This window comes from Streptosporangiales bacterium, from assembly GCA_009379825.1.
GTDB lineage: Bacteria > Actinomycetota > Actinomycetes > Streptosporangiales > WHST01 > WHST01.
In genome coordinates this window covers 1-18,383 of the sequence record WHTA01000008.1, presented here as the reverse complement: position 1 = coordinate 18,383, position 18,383 = coordinate 1, and the positions used below count along the sequence as shown (strand labels likewise).

The window sequence follows — 18,383 nt, the reverse complement described above, 5'->3', positions numbered from 1 at the left end:
GTAACCCTCAGAAGAACTTGATGTCGGTGATGACGCCGGTCGCCAGCAGCCGCACGTAGAGGTCGGTGAGGGCGACCCAGACGAGCGAGAACCAGGCGATCTGCATGTGCTTGGCGTTGAGCTTGGACACCCAGGTCCAGAACTTGTAGCGCACCGGGTGCTTGGAGAAGTTGTTCAGCCGGCCGCCGACGGAGTGCCTGCACGCGTGGCACGAGAGGGTGTACGCCCACAGCGCCGCGGCGTTGACCACGAAGATGATGGCGCCCAGACCCAGGTGGCCCCAGTTGCCGTGCTCGTCGCGGAACGCGGCGATGGCTTCCCAGGTGAGGAAGACGTTCAGGACCAGCGCCAGGTACATGAAGTACCTGTGCAGGTTCTGCAGGATGAGCGGGAACCTGCGCTCGCCGGTGTACTTCTTGTGCGGCTCCCGCACCCCGCAAGCGGGGGGCGACTGCCAGAACGACCGGTAGTACGCTTTGCGGTAGTAGTAGCAGGTGAGCCGGAAACCCAGCGGCACGATGAGGATCAGCAGCGCGGGGCTGATGATCGCGGGCAGCGGGATGCCGCCGAGCAGCACTTCCTCGGGGCAGGTGCTGCCGAGGCAGGGGGCGTAGAACGGGGACAGGTACGGCTCGTGGAAGTAGTCCGCGTTGACGAAGGCCGCCCACGACGAGTAGACGACGAACGCCAGCAGGATGGTGAAGTTGACTATCGGCTGCACCCGCCAGTTGTCCTTGCGCAGGGTGCGCTCCGCGATCTGCGCACGCGGTCGCGACGACTCGCGTTCCACCGTGTGCTGTGTCGTCATCGGCACCTCCTGGTGCGTCCTCGAGCCGCCGGCCACCACTCTTGGCCACCGCGAACACTAATACGCCACTGTTGCCTCACCGCCGGTGAGGTCGCCACTGTGTGAGCGTGTGATGTCGGGCACGCGCCGGCCGGCCCGGCGTTCCCGCAACCCGGGAGAGCAGCAGACCGCACGCTGCGCACCCACGGCACGCCATGGCGCCCCGCGGCGCTAGGCGATACCGTTTGCGCTGGTCGGCCAGAGGGATGAGGTCGCGGCTGGTAGGTCGGGGCGGGCCTGCCGCGTCCGGACGTGGGCACCGTCGGGATGGAGATGTGATGCGGGCGAGCCACCGGATGGTCGCCGGGCTGCTCGGGGTAATGCTCGTCACGTCCGGCTGCAGCGGCGGCGGTGAGGACGAGGCGACCGTGAGTGCGTACACGGCCCACCTGAAGGAGCCGGTCGACCTGATCCCGGGGCAGACCAACGAGACCCAGGGCAGCACGGTCGCGAACCTGTTGTTCGCCGGGCTCACCACGTACCGCGACGGCGGCGAGCGGCCGGCGAACCTGGTGGCGAAGTCGCTGGAGACCACCGACAACAAGACCTGGCGGGTCACGCTGCGTCCCGGCTGGAAGTTCCACAACGGCGAGCCGGTGACCGCCGAGTCGTTCGTGGGGGCCTGGACGGCGACCGTCAGGCACGGCTGGCGGAACGCCTACTTCTTCACCGACTTGTTACGGATCAAGGGTGCCGACCAGGTCGGCCCCGGCAAGGAGGGGAGCGAGCTGGCCGGTCTCGACGTGGTCAGCGACACCGAGTTCACCATCACGTTGGACGCGCCGAACGCGAACCTGCCGCTGATCGTCGGGTACACCGCCTTCTACCCGGTGCCGGAGTCGGTGCTGCAGAGTGAGAAATGGGACGAATACCGACAGAAACCCATCGGTAACGGGCAGTATCTGATGGCCGAGGGGTGGCGGCACGACGAGTACATCAAGCTCGCCAAGAACACCGAGTACGCCGGGCCGGACCCCGGCAAGGCGGACGAGATCACCTTCCGGATCTACGCCAAGCCCAATGACGCCTACAGCGACGCGGTCGCCGGCAACCTGGACGTCGCCACCGTCCCCCCGTCACGGTTGGTGAGCGCGCCGCAGGACTTCCCCGACAGGTACCTGACCACCCCCGGCTCCACCTTCGTCTTCCTCGGCATGCCGCTGTGGAGGAAGGGGTACAAGGACGTCCGGGTGCGCCGGGCGATCTCGATGGCGATCGACAGGGAGCAGATCGCCGCCACGTTGTTCAACAAGACCGTGGACCCGGCCCACGGGCTCGTCTCGCCGCTGATCGAGCGGGGGCGGCGGGACGGGCCGTGCGGCGACGCGTGCCGGTTCCGTCCGGTTGCGGCCAAGGAGCTGCTCGACGAGGCCGGCGGTGTGCCCGGCGACGAGCTGGTCCTCTGGTACGACACCGGCGCCGGTCACGAGGACTGGGTGGAGGCGGTCGCCAACCAGTTACGCAGGAACCTGCGTGTTCGGGTGCGCCTGCACGGCCAGCCGTGGGCGCGGTACCCCGACCTCACCACCGAGCACAAGGTGACCGGTCCCTACCGGTTGGGCTGGGCGATGGACTACCCGGCGGCCGAGAACTACCTGACGCCGCTGTACAGCACCGGCGGCTCGGCCAATGGCACCGGCTACAGCAACAATAAGGTCGACGAGCTGCTGGCCAAAGGAAATGCCGCGAAATCGCCTTCGGCGGGAGTTCCGTCCTTGCATGCCGCCGAGGACCAAATCCTTCGCGACATGCCCGTCGTGCCGCTCTGGTTCGCGAAGAATCCGTACGTACACTCCAGCCGGGTCGGAAATCTCGACTACGACGGCCTGGGCTACCTCGAATACGACCAGGCCGAGGTGACTGGGTAGGTTGTGCCTGCCCGCCACAAGATCGCAGGTAGGGGAAGGACGGAGACCGGCTACGCTACGTTCGGCCAAAACGGGATTCACGTCTCCGTTGGGAAAAGAATCAGTAACACTACTTCCTCAAGTGACGTCCAATGGCTAAGAGTTCGGGACGCCGGGTTCCACGTACCCGGCTGAACCTGGAGGTGTGTGTATGCGCACGGCAACCCGCGCCCTGATCGGGGCGGTGGCAGTAGCGCTCGTCGCTTCCGCGTGTGGCGGTGGCGGTGGAGGCAGCGAAGAATCGGCGAACTCGTTCTCTGCCCATTCCGGTGAGCCCGAGAGCTTGATACCGGGCAACACCAACGAGTCAGAAGGCGGCAAAATCAGCAGCCTCCTGTTCAGCGCACTGACGACGACGGACCCCAAGACAGGTGAGTCGGTGAACCGGGTCGCCGAGTCGGTCGAGGGCTCCGAGGACATGAAGACCTGGACCATCAAGGTCAAGGACGGGATGAAGTTCCACAACGGCGAGGACGTGACTGCCGAGTCGTTCGTGGGGGCCTGGAACGGCACCGTCTACAACGCGTTGGGTAACTCGTACTTCTTCACCGATCTCCTGCGGGTCAAGGGCGCTGCCGATGTGGCGGAGCAGAAGACCAAGGAGATGAGCGGCCTCGAGACCGACGGCCAGACGATCACCATGGAGCTCGACGCCGCCAACCGCAGCGTGCCGCTGATCATCGCCTACACGGCCTTCTACCCGATGCCCGAGGCGGGTGTCGAGGCGCTCGCCAAGGGCTCGAAGAGCGCGGCGTACAAGAAGTACCAGGACGCGCCCATCGGCAACGGTCCGTACGCGATGGACGGCAAGTGGCAGCACAACGAGCAGATCAAGCTCAAGAAGTACGGCGCCTACAAGGGTGACGACGAGGGCAAGGCCGACGCCATCACCTTCAAGATCTACAGCAACCCCGACACGGCGTACAACGACGTGACGGCGGGCAACCTGGACGTCGACGACAACCTGCCGCCGGCGAAGCTCGGCACCGCGCCGGACGAGTTCGGTGACCGGTACGCCGACGCTCCCAGCTCCAGCTTCACCTCGCTCGCCTTCCCGCAGTGGGAGAAGGCGTACCAGGACGTCCGCGTCCGACAGGCGTTCTCCATGGCGATCGACAGGGAGCAGATCGACAAGAAGATCTTCTCCGGCACCGTCGACCCGGCGAAGTCGCTCGTGACGCCGTTGATCAAGCTGGGCACGAGAGACGACCCGTGCGGCGAGCCTTGCACCTTCAACGTGACGAAGGCCAAACAGCTGCTCGACGAGGCCGGCTTCGACAAGTCGAAGACGGTCGAGCTCTGGTTCAACACGGGCGTGGGCAACGAGGACTGGATCAACGCGGTGGCCGGTCAGCTGCGCAAGAACCTCGGCATCAAGGTCAAGCCGAAGGGCCTGGCGTGGGCGCAGTACCTCGACGCGACCGACAAGCACAAGCAGAACGGTCCGTTCCGGTACGCGTGGATCATGGACTACCCGAGCCCGGACAACTACCTGGAGCCGCTGTACGGCACCAACGGTTCGTCCAACACCACCGGGTACTCCAACAAGAAGGTCGACGCCGCGCTGAACAAGGCCAAGGAGCAGACCAGCGACGACGAGGCCGTGAAGTACTACCACCAGGCGGAGGACATGATCCTCAAGGACCTGCCGGTCACGCCGCTGTGGTACGGCGAGGAGCAGGCCGTGGTCAGCGACCGGGTGAGCAGCCCGACCTGGGATGCGCACGGCTACCTGCAGTACGAGAAGGTCGAGGTCAAGGAAGGCTGATCTCGCGGTAAAGCGACGGAGCGGGTGTGCAGGCGATAGCGGCCTGCACACCCGCTGTCCGGTAGGGTCGGCGACATCCCACCGATCTGTTGCCATCCGACCCGGTTGAGCATGTAGGTTTTTTCCGCGTCGGGGTCTGGTGCTGCCGACGACGATCGCAGTCTTTGTCAGGAGGTCCTCATGGGTCGCTACGTGCTACGCCGACTCCTGCAGGCCATCCCGGTCTTCATCGGTACCACGTTCCTGATCTTCGCCATGTTCCACTTCATGCCCGGCGACCCGATCAGGGCGATGTTCGGCGACAAGCCGCCGCCGGAGGCGCAGTACCAGGCGCTTCGCGAGCACTACAACCTGGACAAGCCGCTCTGGCAGCGGTACCTGCTCTACATGGGCGGGATCTTCAAGGGCGACTTCGGCGAAACCTTCAACCAGCGCCCGGTCAGCGAGATCATGAAGGAGCGCTGGCCGGTCACGCTGCAGCTCAGCGGCACCGCCTGGGCGCTCGAGCTGGTCTTCGTGCTGTTCGCCGGCGTCTGGGCGGGCTTACGCAGGGGGCGTGCCCCCGACTACGGCGTACTGATGTTCGCGACCCTGTTCATCGCGGTGCCGAGCTTCGTCATCGGGCTCGTGGTGCAGGTGCTCAATGCGTCGGTGCTGCACAACAAGTGGCACTTCGACGTGTTCCCGGTGGCCGGCATCACGGAGGGCTGGCCGATGTCGTACCTGCTGCCCGGCTTCATCCTTGCGTTGCTCGGCATGGGGCAAGGCGCGCGGCTGATGCGCACCAGCCTGACGGAGAACCTGCGTGCCGACTACGTGCGCACGGCGACCGCGAAGGGGCTGACCCGGAAGCGGGTGATCATGCGGCACGCGCTGCGCAACTCGCTCATCCCGGTGGTGACCCTGGAGGGCGTCTCGCTCGGCCTGCTGATGGGCGGCGCGATCATCACCGAGGGCATCTTCAACCTGCCTGGCATCGGCAACGAGGTCTTCCTCGCGATCTCGCGGCAGGAGTTCACCATCGCCACCGGCATCGTCACGTTGTTCGTGCTGATCTTCATCCTGATCAACCTGCTGGTGGACCTGCTGTACGCCGTACTCGACCCGAGGATCCGGTATGACTGACCCGACTGGCGGAACCGGTGTCGGCACCGGCCCTCCCCGGGCAGGTGCCGAGGACGCGGCCGCCGACGCCGAGACCGCGATCGCGGCCGCCGAGGCCGGCGGGCCGACCGAGAAGCCCCGCAGCCTCACCGGTGACGCGTGGCGCGACCTGCGCAGGAACCCGGTGTTCATCGTCGCGGGCATCGTCATGGTTCTCATGGTGTCCATGGCTGTGGTGCCGCAGCTGTGGACGCAGGTCGACCCGCTCAACTGCGACCTCGCCAACGCGCGGTCGCCCGCACGCGACGGCCACCCGTTCGGCTTCGACGTACAGGGCTGTGACATGTACTCGCAGGTGGTGCACGGCGCCAGGAACTCCATCATGATCGGTTTCCTGGTGGCGGTCTTCTCCGGCGTCATCGCGGTGCTGTTCGGCTGTCTGTCCGGCTTCTACGGCGGCTGGGTCGACATGCTCATCCAGCGCGTGAACGACATCTTCCTGGGGATCCCGACGATCCTCGGCGGCATCCTCGTGCTGTCGAGGCTCGGGATCTACAACATCTGGACGGTGTCGGCCGCGCTGGTGATCTTCGGTGGCTGGACCTCCCAGACGCGCGTCATGCGAGGCACCGTGTTGAGTGTGAAGAACGCCGACTACGTGCAGGCCGCGAAGGCGCTCGGCGCCTCGGACGCCAGGATCATGTTCCGGCACATCATGCCGAACGCCATCCAGTCGGTCATCGTGCTGGCCACCCTGCTGGTCGGCATCATCATCGGTGCCGAGGCGGCGCTCACCTTCCTCGGCGTCGGCCTGCAGTTCCCGGAGATCTCCTGGGGTGTGCAGCTCAACACGGCACGGTCATACTTCTTCCAGGCGCCGCACCTGCTCGTCTGGCCGTCGTTGTTCCTGACGGTGACCGTCCTGAGCTTCATCCTGATCGGTGACGCGGTCCGGGACGCCTTCGACCCGAAGTTGCGGTGAGGAGATGGCAGACAGCGTGGGCAGCGACACGGCAGACGAGATCACGGCCGGTGACGTGACCAGGGACGGCGCCGAGCGCCCGCCGGGGCAGCGGCCGTTGCTCGAGGTGCGTGACCTGCACGTCGAGTTCCGGATGCGCGACCACACCGTGCGCGCGAACAACGGCGTCTTCTACCACGTCAACGCCGGTGAGGCGTTGGCGATCCTCGGTGAGTCCGGGTCCGGCAAGAGCGTCAGCGCGCAGGCCATCATGGGCATCCTGGACATGCCGCCCGGGCACATCCCGGCCGGCGAGATCCTGTTCAACGGCACCGACCTGCTGAAGCTGTCCGAGGACCAGCGCAGGAAGGTGCGCGGCAACAACGTCGCGATGATCTTCCAGGACGCGTTGAGCGCTCTGAACCCGGTGTTCACCGTCGGCGACCAGATCGCCGAGACGTTGCGGGTGCATCGCGGGATGAGCAAGAAGGACGCGTTCGCGCGGGCGGTCGAGCTGATGGACCACGTGCGGATCCCGGCGGCGAAGAGCCGGGTGCGCGACTACCCGCACCAGTTCTCCGGCGGCATGCGGCAGCGCGTCATGATCGCCATGGCGCTTGCCCTGGAGCCGGACGTGCTGATCGCGGACGAGCCGACGACCGCGCTCGACGTCACGGTGCAGGCGCAGATCATGAAGCTGCTGTCTGACCTGCGGCACGAGACGAACATGGGCCTGATCCTCATCACCCACGACCTCGGCGTCGTCGCCGACGTGGCCGACCGGATCGTGGTGATGTACGCGGGCAAGGTCGTGGAGACGGCGGAGGTGTACGACCTCTACGGCAAGCCGTCGCACCCGTACACCGAGGGCCTGCTGAACTCGATCCCGCGGCTGGACCAGAAGGGGCACGAGCTGACGCCGATATCCGGCGCCCCGCCGAACCTGGCGAAGGTGCCGAGCGGCTGCTCGTTCCACCCGAGGTGCCCGCGCGCGAGGGACATCTGCAGCACGGACGTCCCCGAGCTCGCCGAGGTGAGCGCGAACAGGTACAGCGCCTGCCACTTCTGGGAAGAGGTGATCGCCGATGCCACCAGCTGAGAGCGTTGGTACCGGCCCCCGGCTCGGTGAACCGGTGCTCCAGGTGCGCGACCTGGTCAAGCACTTCCCGCTGACGCAGGGGGTCGTGGTCAAGCGCACGATCGGCAGCGTGCAGGCCGTCGACGGTGTCTCCTTCGACCTGCGGCACGGCGAGACGCTCGGCGTGGTCGGCGAGTCCGGGTGCGGCAAGTCCACCATGGCGAAGCTGCTGATGGCGCTGGAGAAGCCGACGTCCGGCTCGATCATGTACCGCGACCAGGACATCGCGAAGCTGCGGCCGTCGCAGATGCGGCGGATCAGGCGGCAGATCCAGATGGTCTTCCAGGACCCTTACACGTCGCTGAACCCACGGATGACGGTCGGCGACATCGTCGGCGAGGCGTACGAGATCCACCCGGAGGTCGCGCCGAAGCAGGACCGGCGCAAGCGGGTGCAGGACCTCCTCGACGTGGTGGGGCTGAACCCCGACCACATCAACAGGTACCCGCACCAGTTCTCCGGCGGGCAGCGGCAACGTATCGGCATCGCGCGCGGGCTCGCGCTGCGCCCGGAGATCATGATCTGCGACGAGCCGGTGTCTGCGCTGGACGTCTCGGTGCAGGCGCAGGTGATGAACCTGCTCGAGTCGCTGCAGGACGAGTTCAACCTCTCGTACATCTTCATCGCGCACGACCTGTCGGTGGTGCGACACATCTCCGACCGGATCGCCGTGATGTACCTCGGCAAGATCGTGGAGATCGGCGACCACGAGCAGATCTACGAGGGCCCCACCCACCCGTACACCCAGGCGCTGCTGTCCGCGGTGCCGGTGCCCGACCCGACGATGCGCGGGAAGCGGGAGGAGATCGTCCTCGAGGGCGACGTGCCGAGCCCGGCGAACCCGCCGTCCGGCTGCCGGTTCCGCACCCGGTGCTGGAAGGCGGAGAGCATCTGCGCGGAGCAGGAGCCCGAGCTGGTGGAGCGGTCGGACAGCCCGCACCCGAGCGCCTGCCACTTCGCCAAGCAGCGCGAGATCATCCACGCCGACTGAGTGGCCGGCGCCCTAGCCGAGGGCGTCGCGGAGGAACGCCACCTGGACGTTCAGCAGGTTCTCCGCCACGGTCTCCTGGGTGGCCATGTGGGTGATGCCGGTCAGCGGCAGCACCGTGTGCGGCCGGCCGGCGGCGAGCAGCGCACCGGACAGCCGCAGCGTGTGGGCGACCACCACGTTGTCGTCGACCAGGCCGTGGATGATCAGCAGCGGCCGGCTGAGGTTGGGCGCGTCGTCGATGATGGACGACCGCCGGTACGTCTCCGGGCTGGTACCTGGGTCGCCGAGGTAGCGCTCCTGGTAGTGCGTGTCGTAGAGGGTGAGGTCGGTGACGGGCGCGCCGGCGATGCCGACGTGGAACAGGTCCGGCCTGCGCAGCACGGCAAGCGCCGCCAGGTAGCCGCCGAACGACCAGCCGCGGATGCCCACCCGGTCGAGGTCGAGGTCCGGGTACGCGGCCGCGGCCGCCTCGAGCGCCGCCACCTGGTCGTCGAGCACGGGGGTGGCGAGGTCGCCGTGCACAGCGCGTTCCCACGCCGCGCACCTACCCGGCGTGCCGCGGCCGTCGGCGATGACCACCGCGAAGCCCTGGTCGGCGAACCACTGCGACTCGTAGAACATCCGCCGGCTCGCCAGCACCCGCTGCGCGTGCGGGCCGCCGTACGGGTCGAGCAGCACCGGCAGCCGCGCCGAGCCCGGTTGGTGGCCGGTGGGGAACAGCACGGCCGTGCGGAGCTCGCGGTCGCCCGCGCGCAGCAGCTCGACGGCCGGCCGTACGGCGGGCGTGTCGGTGAACGAGCGGACCAGCCACGACGTGTCGGTGCTCCGTACGGTCACCGTGCTCTGCGCCTGGTCGCTGTCGAGCGTGCTCGACGTGACGACGGTGGTGCCGCCGGCCCGTACGGCGGTGTGCACGCCGGGTCCGGTACTCACCGCGGTGAGCGTGCCTTCCGGCCGCCACTCGAGCACCTGCACCTCGGTCGGCTCGATGGACGCGCTGACCAGCACGCCGTCGTCGTCGGCGGCGAGCACGTGCCGTACCTGGGTGCCGTCCGGCGTCACCGGCTCACCGTCCACCACGAGCCGCCGCCAGCCGTCCACGTCGGTCACCCAGACCAGCCGGTCGCCGCACCAGGCCGGCACCCCGCCGACCAGCTCGACCCACGCCGGGTCGCTGTCCTCGCGCTCCACGGCGGTGTTGCCGGTCGCCGGGTCGATGCGCAGTACCCGTACGGTGCGCTGGTCGCGGGACTGCACGGCGATCAGCGCGCCGTACGTGGACCAGCTGACCCGCGCGAGGTACTCGAACCGCGCCCGGTCCCAGTGCACCTCGACCCGGCTGCCGTCCAGGCCGAGCACGAACAGCCGCACGTCGGCGTTGGCGGTGCCTGCGGCGGGGTAGGCGTGCTCGACCGGCTTGCGCTCCGGGTGCGCAGGATCGGCGATGTACCAACGCTGCACCGGTGACTCGTCGACGCGCGCGACGAGCGCGCGGGTGCCGTCCGGCGCCCACCAGAAACCCCGCGTGCGCGACATCTCCTCCGCGGCGATGAACTCGGCGAGCCCGTAGCTGACGTCGGCGTCCTCCGGCTCGGCGAGCACCTGCCGGCCACCGGACAGCTCAGCGACGTGGAACGCGCCGCCGTGCACGTAGCCGACCCGCTGGCCGGTGGGGTCGACCCGCGGCCCGATCGCCGGCACGGCCGTGTCCAGCCGTACGGGCGTGCCGCCGTCGCGCACGGCGTAGACGCCGCCGCCGAGGCCGAAGGCCAGCGTGCTGCCGGCCCGGTCGGTCGAGTACGCAACGACGCCGCCAGCCGCCTCCCGGCTGCGCTCGCGCAGCGCGCGCTCCTCGGGCGGCAGGTCCTCCTGCCCGCCGTCGAGCAGGGCGACCGGGTCGGCAAGCAACGTCTCGTCGCCGGTACGGACGTCGAGCGCCCACAGGCAGGTCATCGGGTCGGTGCCGCCGCGGGACCTGAGGAAGTGCACCGTACGGCCGTCCTCGGTGACGGTGAACGACCGCGGAGTGCCGAGGGTGAACCTGCGGGTGCGCGCGGCGTGCCGGGGGAAGCTGAGCTCGTCGTGTTCTGACACGCACGCGATCCTTTCATGCACGCCGTGCCGTGAGCAGCAGTATTGCGGCGGTGGCGGCGAGGAGCGCACCCACGGCGAACGGCGCCCGCAGCGAGAGGGCGCCGGCGAGCCAGCCACCGGCGAGCGCGCCCACCGTGGCGCCGCCGTAGACGAGCACGCGGTTGGCCGAGGTGACCCTGTCGAGCAGCTCGGCCGGCGCGATGCGTTGCTTGGCGGCCAGCGCGACCACGTTCCACACGGCGAAGCCGCCACTGCTGACCGCAAGCAGCACGAACGCGGCCCACGGCGGTGGCGGCACCACGAAGCCCGCGGCCGGCAGCCCGGCCGCGAGGGCGGCGCCGGCCAGCAGCGTGACGGTACGCCACCTGGCCGCGCACCGCTCGGCGAGCAGGCGCCGAGCGCGCCGGCGAGCAGCAGCCCGTAGCCGGCCGCCGGCAGGTGCAGGACGGTGGTCACGTACAGCACGAGCACCGTCCACCAGGCGGAGTCGGCGAGCGCCAGGAGTGCGCCGACGGCGACCACCGTGCGGAGCAGCCGGTGTCCGGCCAGCCAGCGCAGGCCGGCAACCAGGCGCTGCGGAGCCTGGCGCGTGCCGGCGGTGCCGCCGTGGCCGGCGCGCGGACCGAACGCGGCAACGAGAGCACGAACGCCACGGCGAGCGCGAGCGCGAACCCGTCACCCGCGATCGGCAGCGCCATCGCCGTCGCGAACAGCACGGCGCCGAGCAGTGGGCCGACGAACTCGTTGCCGACGACCTCGCTGCCCACCAGCCGGCCGTTCGCCCGTTCCAGCAGCGCCTTCGGCGCCAGCCGGGGCAGCAGGCTGGGCGCGGACGAGTCGCGGAACGTCTCCGCGACGCCGATGACGAACGCCGCCACGACGAGCAGGGCGATGCTCGCCGCGCCGCGATCCTGGCGAGGTCCGCAACCAACACGATGCGCGCCGGCGCGTACCGGTCCGCGAGCACGCCGGCGTACAGGCCGAAGTGCAGCCACGCGCCCTGTTGGGCGGCGGCGACCGCGGCCACCCCGAGCGGGTCCGCGGTCAGCGCCGTCCGGTGTTCGGCGCAGGACGTCGGTCGGGTGGCATATCGTCTGGTCCATGAGTGAACTTCCGGACCGGCGGATAGTGCTGGTGCACGCGCACCCCGACGACGAGACGATCGGCAACGGCGCGACGATGGCGAAGTACGCGGCCGAGGGTGCCCTCGTGACGCTGGTGACCTGCACGCTGGGGGAGCAGGGCGAGATCCTCGTCCCCGAGCTCACCCATCTCGCCGCCGCCGCCGAGGACGGCCTGGGTAGGCACCGCGTCGGCGAGCTGGCCGAGGCAATGCGGATCCTCGGCGTCCGCGACCACCGCTTCCTCGGTGCCGAGGGCAAGTACCGCGACACCGGCATGATCTACGCCGACGACGGCAACGCCGCCGCACCACCGGACGTAGGCAAGGACGCGTTCTGGTCCGCGGACCTGCGCGAGGCCGCCGACGAGCTGGTGTCCGTGCTGCGCGAGACCCGGCCGCAGGTGCTCGTCACGTACGACCCGTGGGGCGGCTACGGCCATCCGGACCACGTGCAGGCGCATCGCGTGGCGATGTATGCCGTCTCGCTCGCCGCGATGCCGACGTACCGCAGCGATCTCGGCGAGGCGTGGGATGTCCCGAAGATCTACTGGACGGCGATGAGCAAGGAGTCGCTCGTCGAGGGCACCCGCCGGATGCTGGAGCTGGGCGAGGAGGCGCCGTTCGGCCCGCTCGACCCGGACGGGCCGCTGCCGCCGATGGTGGTGCCGGACGCCTGGATCACCACGAAGGTGGACGGTGTCGCGTACGCGCAGCAGAAGGTCGACGCGATGCGTGCGCACGCCACGCAGATCTCCGTCGACTTCCCGTTCTTCGCGCTCTCCAACTACCTCGGCCAGGAGATCGTGGGCGTCGAGGCGTACCGGTTGGCCAGCGGCCGGCTGGGGCCGGTGGACGCCGACGGGGTGGAGACCGACCTGTTCGCCGGCGTTGACGGCTGCTGAGTCGCAGCCGGCGGCCCGGATGAGCAGGTGGCGGCTGCTGGTGGCGATCCCGGTGGGCTGCAATCTCGCGGCGTTCGGCGCGGTGCTCGCGGTGCTCGAGTCGTTCCTGCACCCGGTGCGGTTCCTCGGCCTGCCGGTGGGCGTCGTGGCTGCGGCGGTGGTCAACCTGGCGGTCGCGCAGCTGGTCGGCCGGGCGACGCGGTCGCGGCTGCTCGCGCTGATCCCGGGGGCCGCGTGGCTACTGACGGTGATCCTGTTCGCCATCGGCCGGCCGGAGGGCGACTTCGTGGTGGCCGCCAACTGGACCGGCTACGGCTACCTGGTCGCGGGCGCGGTCGGCGCCGTCATCGGTGTGCTCACGCTGCCCTGGTACAGCCTGCCGCCACCGAGCAGCCCGCCGGAGTAGCGTGCGATGGTGTCTGCCAGCCCCGACGAGCAGCCAGGAGTCGACCCCGAGGCGTACCGTGCGGCGATCGGCCGGTTCGCGACCGGCATCGCGGTGGTGACGACGACCAGCGAGGGCAGCGCGCACGCGATGACGGTGAACTCGCTGACCTCGGTCTCCCTGGACCCGGTCCTCGTGCTGTTCTGCGCCGAGAAGGTCGCCAGGTTCCACAATGCGGTCCTTGCGTCCGGGTGCTGGGCGGTGTCGATCCTCGGTGAACACGCAGAGTCAACGAGCCGCTGGTTCGCCAAACGAGGCCGACCACTTGATGCTCAACTGTCCGATGTGCGCCACCCACCTGCGCCTCTGACCGGTGCCCCCGTGCTCGCCGACGCCATCGGTGTGCTGGAATGCCATACGCGCGCAGTGTACGACGGGGGTGACCACAGCATCGTGGTAGGCGATGTGCTAGGCGTGGCGACGCCCGCTGGACCGGTCGATCCACTGGTGCACTACGAGGGAGCATACCGCCGACTGGTTGGGGGAGGTCCGTGACCGCCTGGGCTAAGGCGCTGGCCGTGGTGCGGCGGCGCTCGGTCTGGATACCCGGCGCCGTCGCCGGGGTCGTGGTGCTTTCGTACCTCGCCGCGTTCCTCTACGTCGGCGGCGGCGTACCCCGCGGCACCACCGTCAGGGGCGTGGACATCGGCGGTATGACGCCGGTGAGCGCGGAGCAGGAGCTGAAGGACGAGCTCGGCCCCGCAGCCAGCAAGCCGATCCGGGTAAAGGTCGGCGACAAGACGTTCAGCATCAAGCCGAAGGCCGCCGACCTGGTCTTCGACGCCAAGGCGAGCGTCGACGCGGCCGGCCAGCGCAGCGGCAACCCGCTGCGGCTCGGCGGCCAGCTCGGTGGTCAGACCGTCGAACCGGTCGTCCGGTACGACGAGGCGAAGCTCGACCGGGCGGTGGCGAAGATCGCCAAGGACTTCGACCGGCCGGTGCGCGAGGGCAAGGTCAGCTACGAGGGCATCGACCCGGTGGCCACCATGCCAAGGGCGGGCCGGGTGATCGACCGTGCGGGTGCCGTCGACGAGATCACCGCGGCGTACCCGAGCAAGGATCCCGTCACGCTGCCGGTGAAGGACGAGGAGCCGAAGACCAGACCGGGTGCCGTCCGCGAGATCGCCGGCGAGGCGGCCCGTACGGCCGTTGCGGCTCCCGTCCGGCTCACCACAGGCAAGAACGGTGACAAGACGACGCTCGCCGTCTCTCGGCACGACCTCGCCGCGCACACCGAGTTCGTCGCGGGCGGCAAGGGAACGCTTGAGCCGAAGGTCCACGGCGCCGGGCTGGCAAAGGACCTCGGCCATTCGCTGGCGAGGCTGGAGACCGAGCCGGTGGACGCCACGTTCGAGCTGGCCGGCGGCAAGCCGAAGGTCGTGCCGTCCAAGCCGGGCGAGATGGTCGACCGCAAGGAGCTGGGCGACGCGATCGTCGGCGTGCTCGACAAGACCGACAACCGGTCAGTCGCCGCGCCGGTGCGCAAGGCGAAGCCGAAGACCAGCACGTCCGACGCCAAGAAGCTCGGCATCGACCGGAAGGTGGGCTCGTTCACCACCCACCACCCGTGCTGTGAGCCCCGGGTCACGAACATCCACCGCGCGGCGGAGATCCTCGATGGCACGCTCGTCAAGCCGGGCAAGACGTTCAGCCTCAACGGGACGCTCGGCCAGCGCACCACGGACAAGGGTTTCGTGCCGGCGCCGATGATCCTCGACGGCAGGCACGTCGACAGCGTCGGCGGCGGGGTTTCGCAGATCGCGACGACCACGTTCAACGCGATGTTCTTCGCCGGCCTGAAGGACGTACAGCACCAGCCGCACAGCTACTACATCTCGCGGTACCCGCTCGGCCGGGAGGCGACGATCTCCTGGACCCAGCCCGATCTGCGGTTCCAGAACGACACGGAGACCGGCATCCTGATCACCACGTCGTACACGTCGACGTCGATCACGGTGAACATGTGGGGCACCAAGCACTATGACATCGATGCCACCGAGCCACAGAAGTCGAACTACCGGAAACCGAAGACCATCCGCGACGACAGCCCGGACTGCACGCCGGAGTACCCGAGCCAGGGCTACGACGTGACCTACTCGCGGGTCTTCAAGCGGAACGGCCAGGTGATCCGCACGGAGCCGTTCCGTACCGTCTATCTCGCGGCGCCGCGGGTGATCTGCGAGACGGACGACGACAACAAGAAGAAGGACGACGACAAGAAGAAACGGGACTGAGCGAGTGAACAGCAAGCCGGACGTTGACTTCTCCGACGCTGAGTGGCGTCGGGCCAGCGACGCGACCGACAACTCCATCTCGCACGTGGAGGTCGCGTACAAGGACGGCATGTACGGCATGCGCGACAGCCGCAACCCGGAAGGGGACGTGCTGGTGTTCACCCTGGGCGAGTGGGACGCCTTCGTCAAGGGCGTACACAACGGCGAGTTCGACTGACCCTTCACGCCGGCGGTGCCGTGCGGTAGCGGTACCTGTGGTGCGTACGGAAGCCCAGCGCGGCGTAGAGCTCGCGCGCCGCGGTGTTGTCGGTCTGTACCTGTAGGTAGATGCGGCTGGCGCCGTGCTCGGCGCCCCAGTGGGCGAGGGCGCGGGTGACGGCCGTCGCGAGGCCCTGCCGGCGCCTGTCCGGCGCGACCTCCACGGCGGCGATGCCGAGCCAGTCGTCGACCACTACGCCCCGGCCGATCGCTGCGGGCTCGCTGCCGGCCTGGGCGAACCCTACGGTGCCGCCGCCGGTGAGCACCCGGCGCGCGACGTCGTCCACCTGTCCCCGCGCCGTGTAGCGGGCCAGCCAGCCGGCGCTCGGCGAGCGCGACACCTGCACCCGGTCGTCGACCGGCGCGGCGCCGGCCACCGGCTCGAGCGGCGCCGTCTGGACGAGGACGGCCTGGCTGGGGGGCCAGCCGGCCGCGGCGAACGCGTCGTCCTCCGGTGACGGCAGCACCACCGCGGCGCGCGCCGGCAGCCCCCGCTCCGCGTACCAGGCCCGGACGGCCGCGGTGGCCGACGCCAGCGGCATCCCCGGGTCGCCGACGGCGAGCACGGTGTTCGCCCGGCCGGTGAACCCGCCGGCCGCCCGTAACAGCCAGTCGCCGAGTAATGCTGTCTCCGTGGCCGGCCAGCCACGCGCCGCGACCCGCTCCAGCTCGGCCACGGCGGGACGTACCGGGGCGGCCCGGACGATCCGGGCAGCGACGACGGCCCGGCGGGGTACCTGGTGCTCGACGTCGTCGCGGTCGCGTACCGTCAGCGTCTCCGGCGTCCACTCGATGAGATCGCCGACCACGTCGGTGGCCGCGCCCGACGCCGTCCGCCTGCGGACGCTGACCCGCCGGCCGACCTGCTCCGATGTGATCCTCGCCACTTGGTCTCGTTGCTCCTGCTCGACGCCTTGACGGGTTGCAGCCTCGGCCAGCTGGTTCTGCACAGGCGTGCCTCAGGCGCTAGGCTCTGAAGAGTCAACGTACCTGGGAGGGCGCCGGTAGCCGCCTGCCCGACAAGGGAGGATCGCAGCAGTGACGTACATCATCGCGCAACCCTGTGTCGACATACTCGACCGGGCTTGTGTCGACGAGTGTCCGGTGGACTGCATCTACGAGGGCAAGCGGATGCTCTACATCCACCCTGACGAGTGCGTGGACTGTGGAGCGTGCGAGCCGGTCTGCCCCGTCGAGGCGATCTACTACGAGGACGACACGCCGGAGGAGTGGGCCGAGTACTACAAGGTGAACGTCGACTTCTTCGACGACGTCGGCTCGCCTGGTGGCGCGTCCAAGGTCGGCAAGATCGACAAGGACCACCCCATCGTCGCCGCGTTGCCGCCGCAGGCCGAAGGGGAATGAGCCAGCTGCAGGGCAGCGGCCGGCGGCCGGTTTCCGCCCGGCTGCCGGCCTTCCCCTGGGACGAGCTCGCGCAGTACAAGCTGCGTGCCGCCGCGCATCAGGACGGTCTCGTCGACCTGTCCATCGGCACGCCGGTCGACTCGGTGCCCGACGTGGTGCGGACCGCGCTGCGGGAGGCCGACGACGCGCCGGGGTACCCGGCGGTGCACGGCACCCCGCAGCTGCGGGAGGCCGCCGTCGACTGGATGCGGCGCAGCCTCGACGTCGACGGCGTCGACCCCGCCGCCGTGTTGCCGACCATCGGGTCCAAGGAGCTGGTGGTCGGCCTGCCGGCGCAGCTCGGGCTCGGTGCCGGTGACGTCGTGGTGGTGCCCGAGCTGGCGTACCCGTCGTACGACGCGGGCGCGAGGATCGCGGGCGCTGAGATCGTCGCGAGCGACGGGCTGACTGCACTCGGGCCGCGTCCGGTCGGGCTGGTCTGGGTGAACTCGCCCGGCAACCCGCACGGCCGCGTACTCCCGGCGGAGCACCTGGCGAAGATGGTCGCCTGGTGCCGCGAGCGCGGGGTGGTGCTGGCCAGCGACGAGTGCTACGCGGGGCTCGGCTGGGACGAGCAGCCGGTGTCCGTGCTGCACCCGAGTGTGTGCGGCGGCTCGCACGACGGCATCCTCGCGGTGCACTCGCTGTCGAAGCGGTCGAACCTGGCCGGGTACCGCGCCGGGTTCGTCACCGGCGACCCGGCGCTGGTCGCCGAGCTGCTCGAGGTGCGCAAGCACGCCGGTTTCATGCCGCCGACGCCGGTGCAGGCGGCCATGGCGGCCGCACTCGCCGACGACGTGCACGTCGAGCACCAGCGCACGCTGTACGGGGCGCGCCGGCAGCGGCTGCGGGCCGCGTTCACCGGGGCGGGTTTCCGGGTCGACCACTCCGAGGCCGGCATGTACCTGTGGCTCACCCGCGACGAGGACTGCTGGCAGACGGTGGACTGGCTCGCCGGGCAAGGCATCCTGGCCGCCCCAGGCGACTTCTACGGCACCGCAGGCGCCCGCCACGTGCGAGTGGCCCTCACCGCCACCGACGAGCGCGTGGACGCCGCCTGCATGCGCCTGGCAGCCGCCTGACCGCTACTCGGGGGAGCCGCAGGATCGCCCGTGCGGGTGCGTGCCTGGTCGGTGTCCATGTCCACTACGGCACCGCAGGCGCCCGCCCCGTGCGAGTGGCCTTCACCGCCACCGACGAGCGCGTG

16 protein-coding genes and 1 pseudogene are annotated in these 18,383 nt (G+C 69.5%); 13 read left to right on the top strand and 4 right to left on the bottom strand.

The annotated features are described in order from the left end of the window. Nucleotides 1–7: 7 nt before the first annotated feature. Nucleotides 8–808, bottom strand: coding sequence for a hypothetical protein (locus GEV07_06050; GenBank protein MQA02294.1), 801 nt, complete (start codon nt 806–808; stop codon nt 8–10). 194 nt (nt 809–1,002) lie between these two features. On the opposite strand from GEV07_06050, the gene GEV07_06045 reads away from it, so the two are divergent. The 6 genes from GEV07_06045 (at nt 1,003) to GEV07_06020 (ending at nt 8,716) form a co-directional block, all read left to right on the top strand. Then, nucleotides 1,003–2,715, top strand: a complete 1,713-nt coding sequence (locus tag GEV07_06045; protein ID MQA02293.1) for an ABC transporter substrate-binding protein — start codon at nt 1,003–1,005, stop codon at nt 2,713–2,715. A gap of 190 nt (nt 2,716–2,905) precedes the next feature. Then, nucleotides 2,906–4,522, top strand: coding sequence for an ABC transporter substrate-binding protein (locus GEV07_06040; GenBank protein MQA02292.1), 1,617 nt, complete (start codon nt 2,906–2,908; stop codon nt 4,520–4,522). Nucleotides 4,523–4,702: 180 nt separating this feature from the next. Next, on the top strand, nt 4,703–5,647 hold the full coding sequence (locus tag GEV07_06035; protein MQA02291.1) for an ABC transporter permease subunit: 945 nt from the start codon (nt 4,703–4,705) through the stop codon (nt 5,645–5,647). Continuing rightward, a complete protein-coding gene (locus tag GEV07_06030) occupies nt 5,640–6,608 on the top strand; it encodes an ABC transporter permease subunit (GenBank protein ID MQA02290.1) in 969 nt (322 codons plus the stop codon). The genes GEV07_06035 and GEV07_06030 overlap by 8 nt, the downstream gene beginning before the upstream one ends. Nucleotides 6,609–6,612: 4 nt before the next feature. Beyond that, nucleotides 6,613–7,686 (top strand): ATP-binding cassette domain-containing protein, encoded by a 1,074-nt coding sequence (locus GEV07_06025; GenBank protein ID MQA02289.1) that lies wholly within the window; start codon nt 6,613–6,615, stop codon nt 7,684–7,686. Next, on the top strand, nt 7,673–8,716 hold the full coding sequence (locus tag GEV07_06020) for a dipeptide ABC transporter ATP-binding protein (protein MQA02288.1): 1,044 nt from the start codon (nt 7,673–7,675) through the stop codon (nt 8,714–8,716). The genes GEV07_06025 and GEV07_06020 overlap by 14 nt, the downstream gene beginning before the upstream one ends. Before the next feature lie 12 nt (nt 8,717–8,728). Here the strand turns inward: GEV07_06020 and GEV07_06015 are convergent, their stop codons facing one another. Both GEV07_06015 and GEV07_06010 read right to left on the bottom strand, forming a co-directional pair. After that, nucleotides 8,729–10,810 (bottom strand): prolyl oligopeptidase family serine peptidase, encoded by a 2,082-nt coding sequence (locus GEV07_06015; GenBank protein MQA02287.1) that lies wholly within the window; start codon nt 10,808–10,810, stop codon nt 8,729–8,731. Nucleotides 10,811–10,823: 13 nt separating this feature from the next. After that, a pseudogene (locus GEV07_06010) lies at nt 10,824–11,858 on the bottom strand (MFS transporter). Nucleotides 11,859–11,911: 53 nt separating this feature from the next. Between GEV07_06010 and mshB the strand changes: the two are divergent. The 5 genes from mshB to GEV07_05985 are packed head-to-tail and all read left to right on the top strand — an operon-like array spanning nt 11,912 to nt 15,731. Then, on the top strand, nt 11,912–12,835 hold the full coding sequence (mshB, locus tag GEV07_06005; protein MQA02286.1) for an N-acetyl-1-D-myo-inositol-2-amino-2-deoxy-alpha-D-glucopyranoside deacetylase: 924 nt from the start codon (nt 11,912–11,914) through the stop codon (nt 12,833–12,835). 19 nt (nt 12,836–12,854) lie between these two features. After that, nucleotides 12,855–13,241, top strand: coding sequence for a hypothetical protein (locus tag GEV07_06000; protein ID MQA02285.1), 387 nt, complete (start codon nt 12,855–12,857; stop codon nt 13,239–13,241). 6 nt (nt 13,242–13,247) lie between these two features. Then, the gene (locus GEV07_05995; GenBank protein MQA02284.1) at nt 13,248–13,775 is read left to right on the top strand and encodes a flavin reductase; all 528 of its coding nucleotides are present in this window, start codon (nt 13,248–13,250) and stop codon (nt 13,773–13,775) included. Further along, a complete protein-coding gene (locus GEV07_05990; protein ID MQA02283.1) occupies nt 13,772–15,514 on the top strand; it encodes a hypothetical protein in 1,743 nt (580 codons plus the stop codon). Before GEV07_05995 ends, GEV07_05990 begins: the two co-directional genes overlap by 4 nt. 4 nt (nt 15,515–15,518) lie before the next feature. Further along, nucleotides 15,519–15,731 carry a DUF397 domain-containing protein gene (locus tag GEV07_05985; protein MQA02282.1) on the top strand — a complete coding sequence of 71 codons (213 nt, stop codon included), beginning with the start codon at nt 15,519–15,521 and terminating at the stop codon, nt 15,729–15,731. A gap of 4 nt (nt 15,732–15,735) precedes the next feature. Here the strand turns inward: GEV07_05985 and GEV07_05980 are convergent, their stop codons facing one another. Continuing rightward, complete coding sequence (locus GEV07_05980; GenBank protein MQA02281.1) at nt 15,736–16,659, bottom strand: GNAT family N-acetyltransferase; 924 nt, start codon at nt 16,657–16,659, stop codon at nt 15,736–15,738. A gap of 151 nt (nt 16,660–16,810) precedes the next feature. Between GEV07_05980 and GEV07_05975 the strand changes: the two genes are divergently transcribed. Together GEV07_05975 and dapC are read left to right on the top strand one after the other, a co-directional pair. Continuing rightward, nucleotides 16,811–17,137, top strand: a complete 327-nt coding sequence (locus GEV07_05975) for a ferredoxin (GenBank protein ID MQA02280.1) — start codon at nt 16,811–16,813, stop codon at nt 17,135–17,137. Beyond that, complete coding sequence (gene dapC, locus GEV07_05970) at nt 17,134–18,258, top strand: succinyldiaminopimelate transaminase (GenBank protein ID MQA02279.1); 1,125 nt, start codon at nt 17,134–17,136, stop codon at nt 18,256–18,258. The genes GEV07_05975 and dapC overlap by 4 nt, the downstream gene beginning before the upstream one ends. The last annotated feature ends 125 nt before the right edge of the window (nt 18,259–18,383 follow it).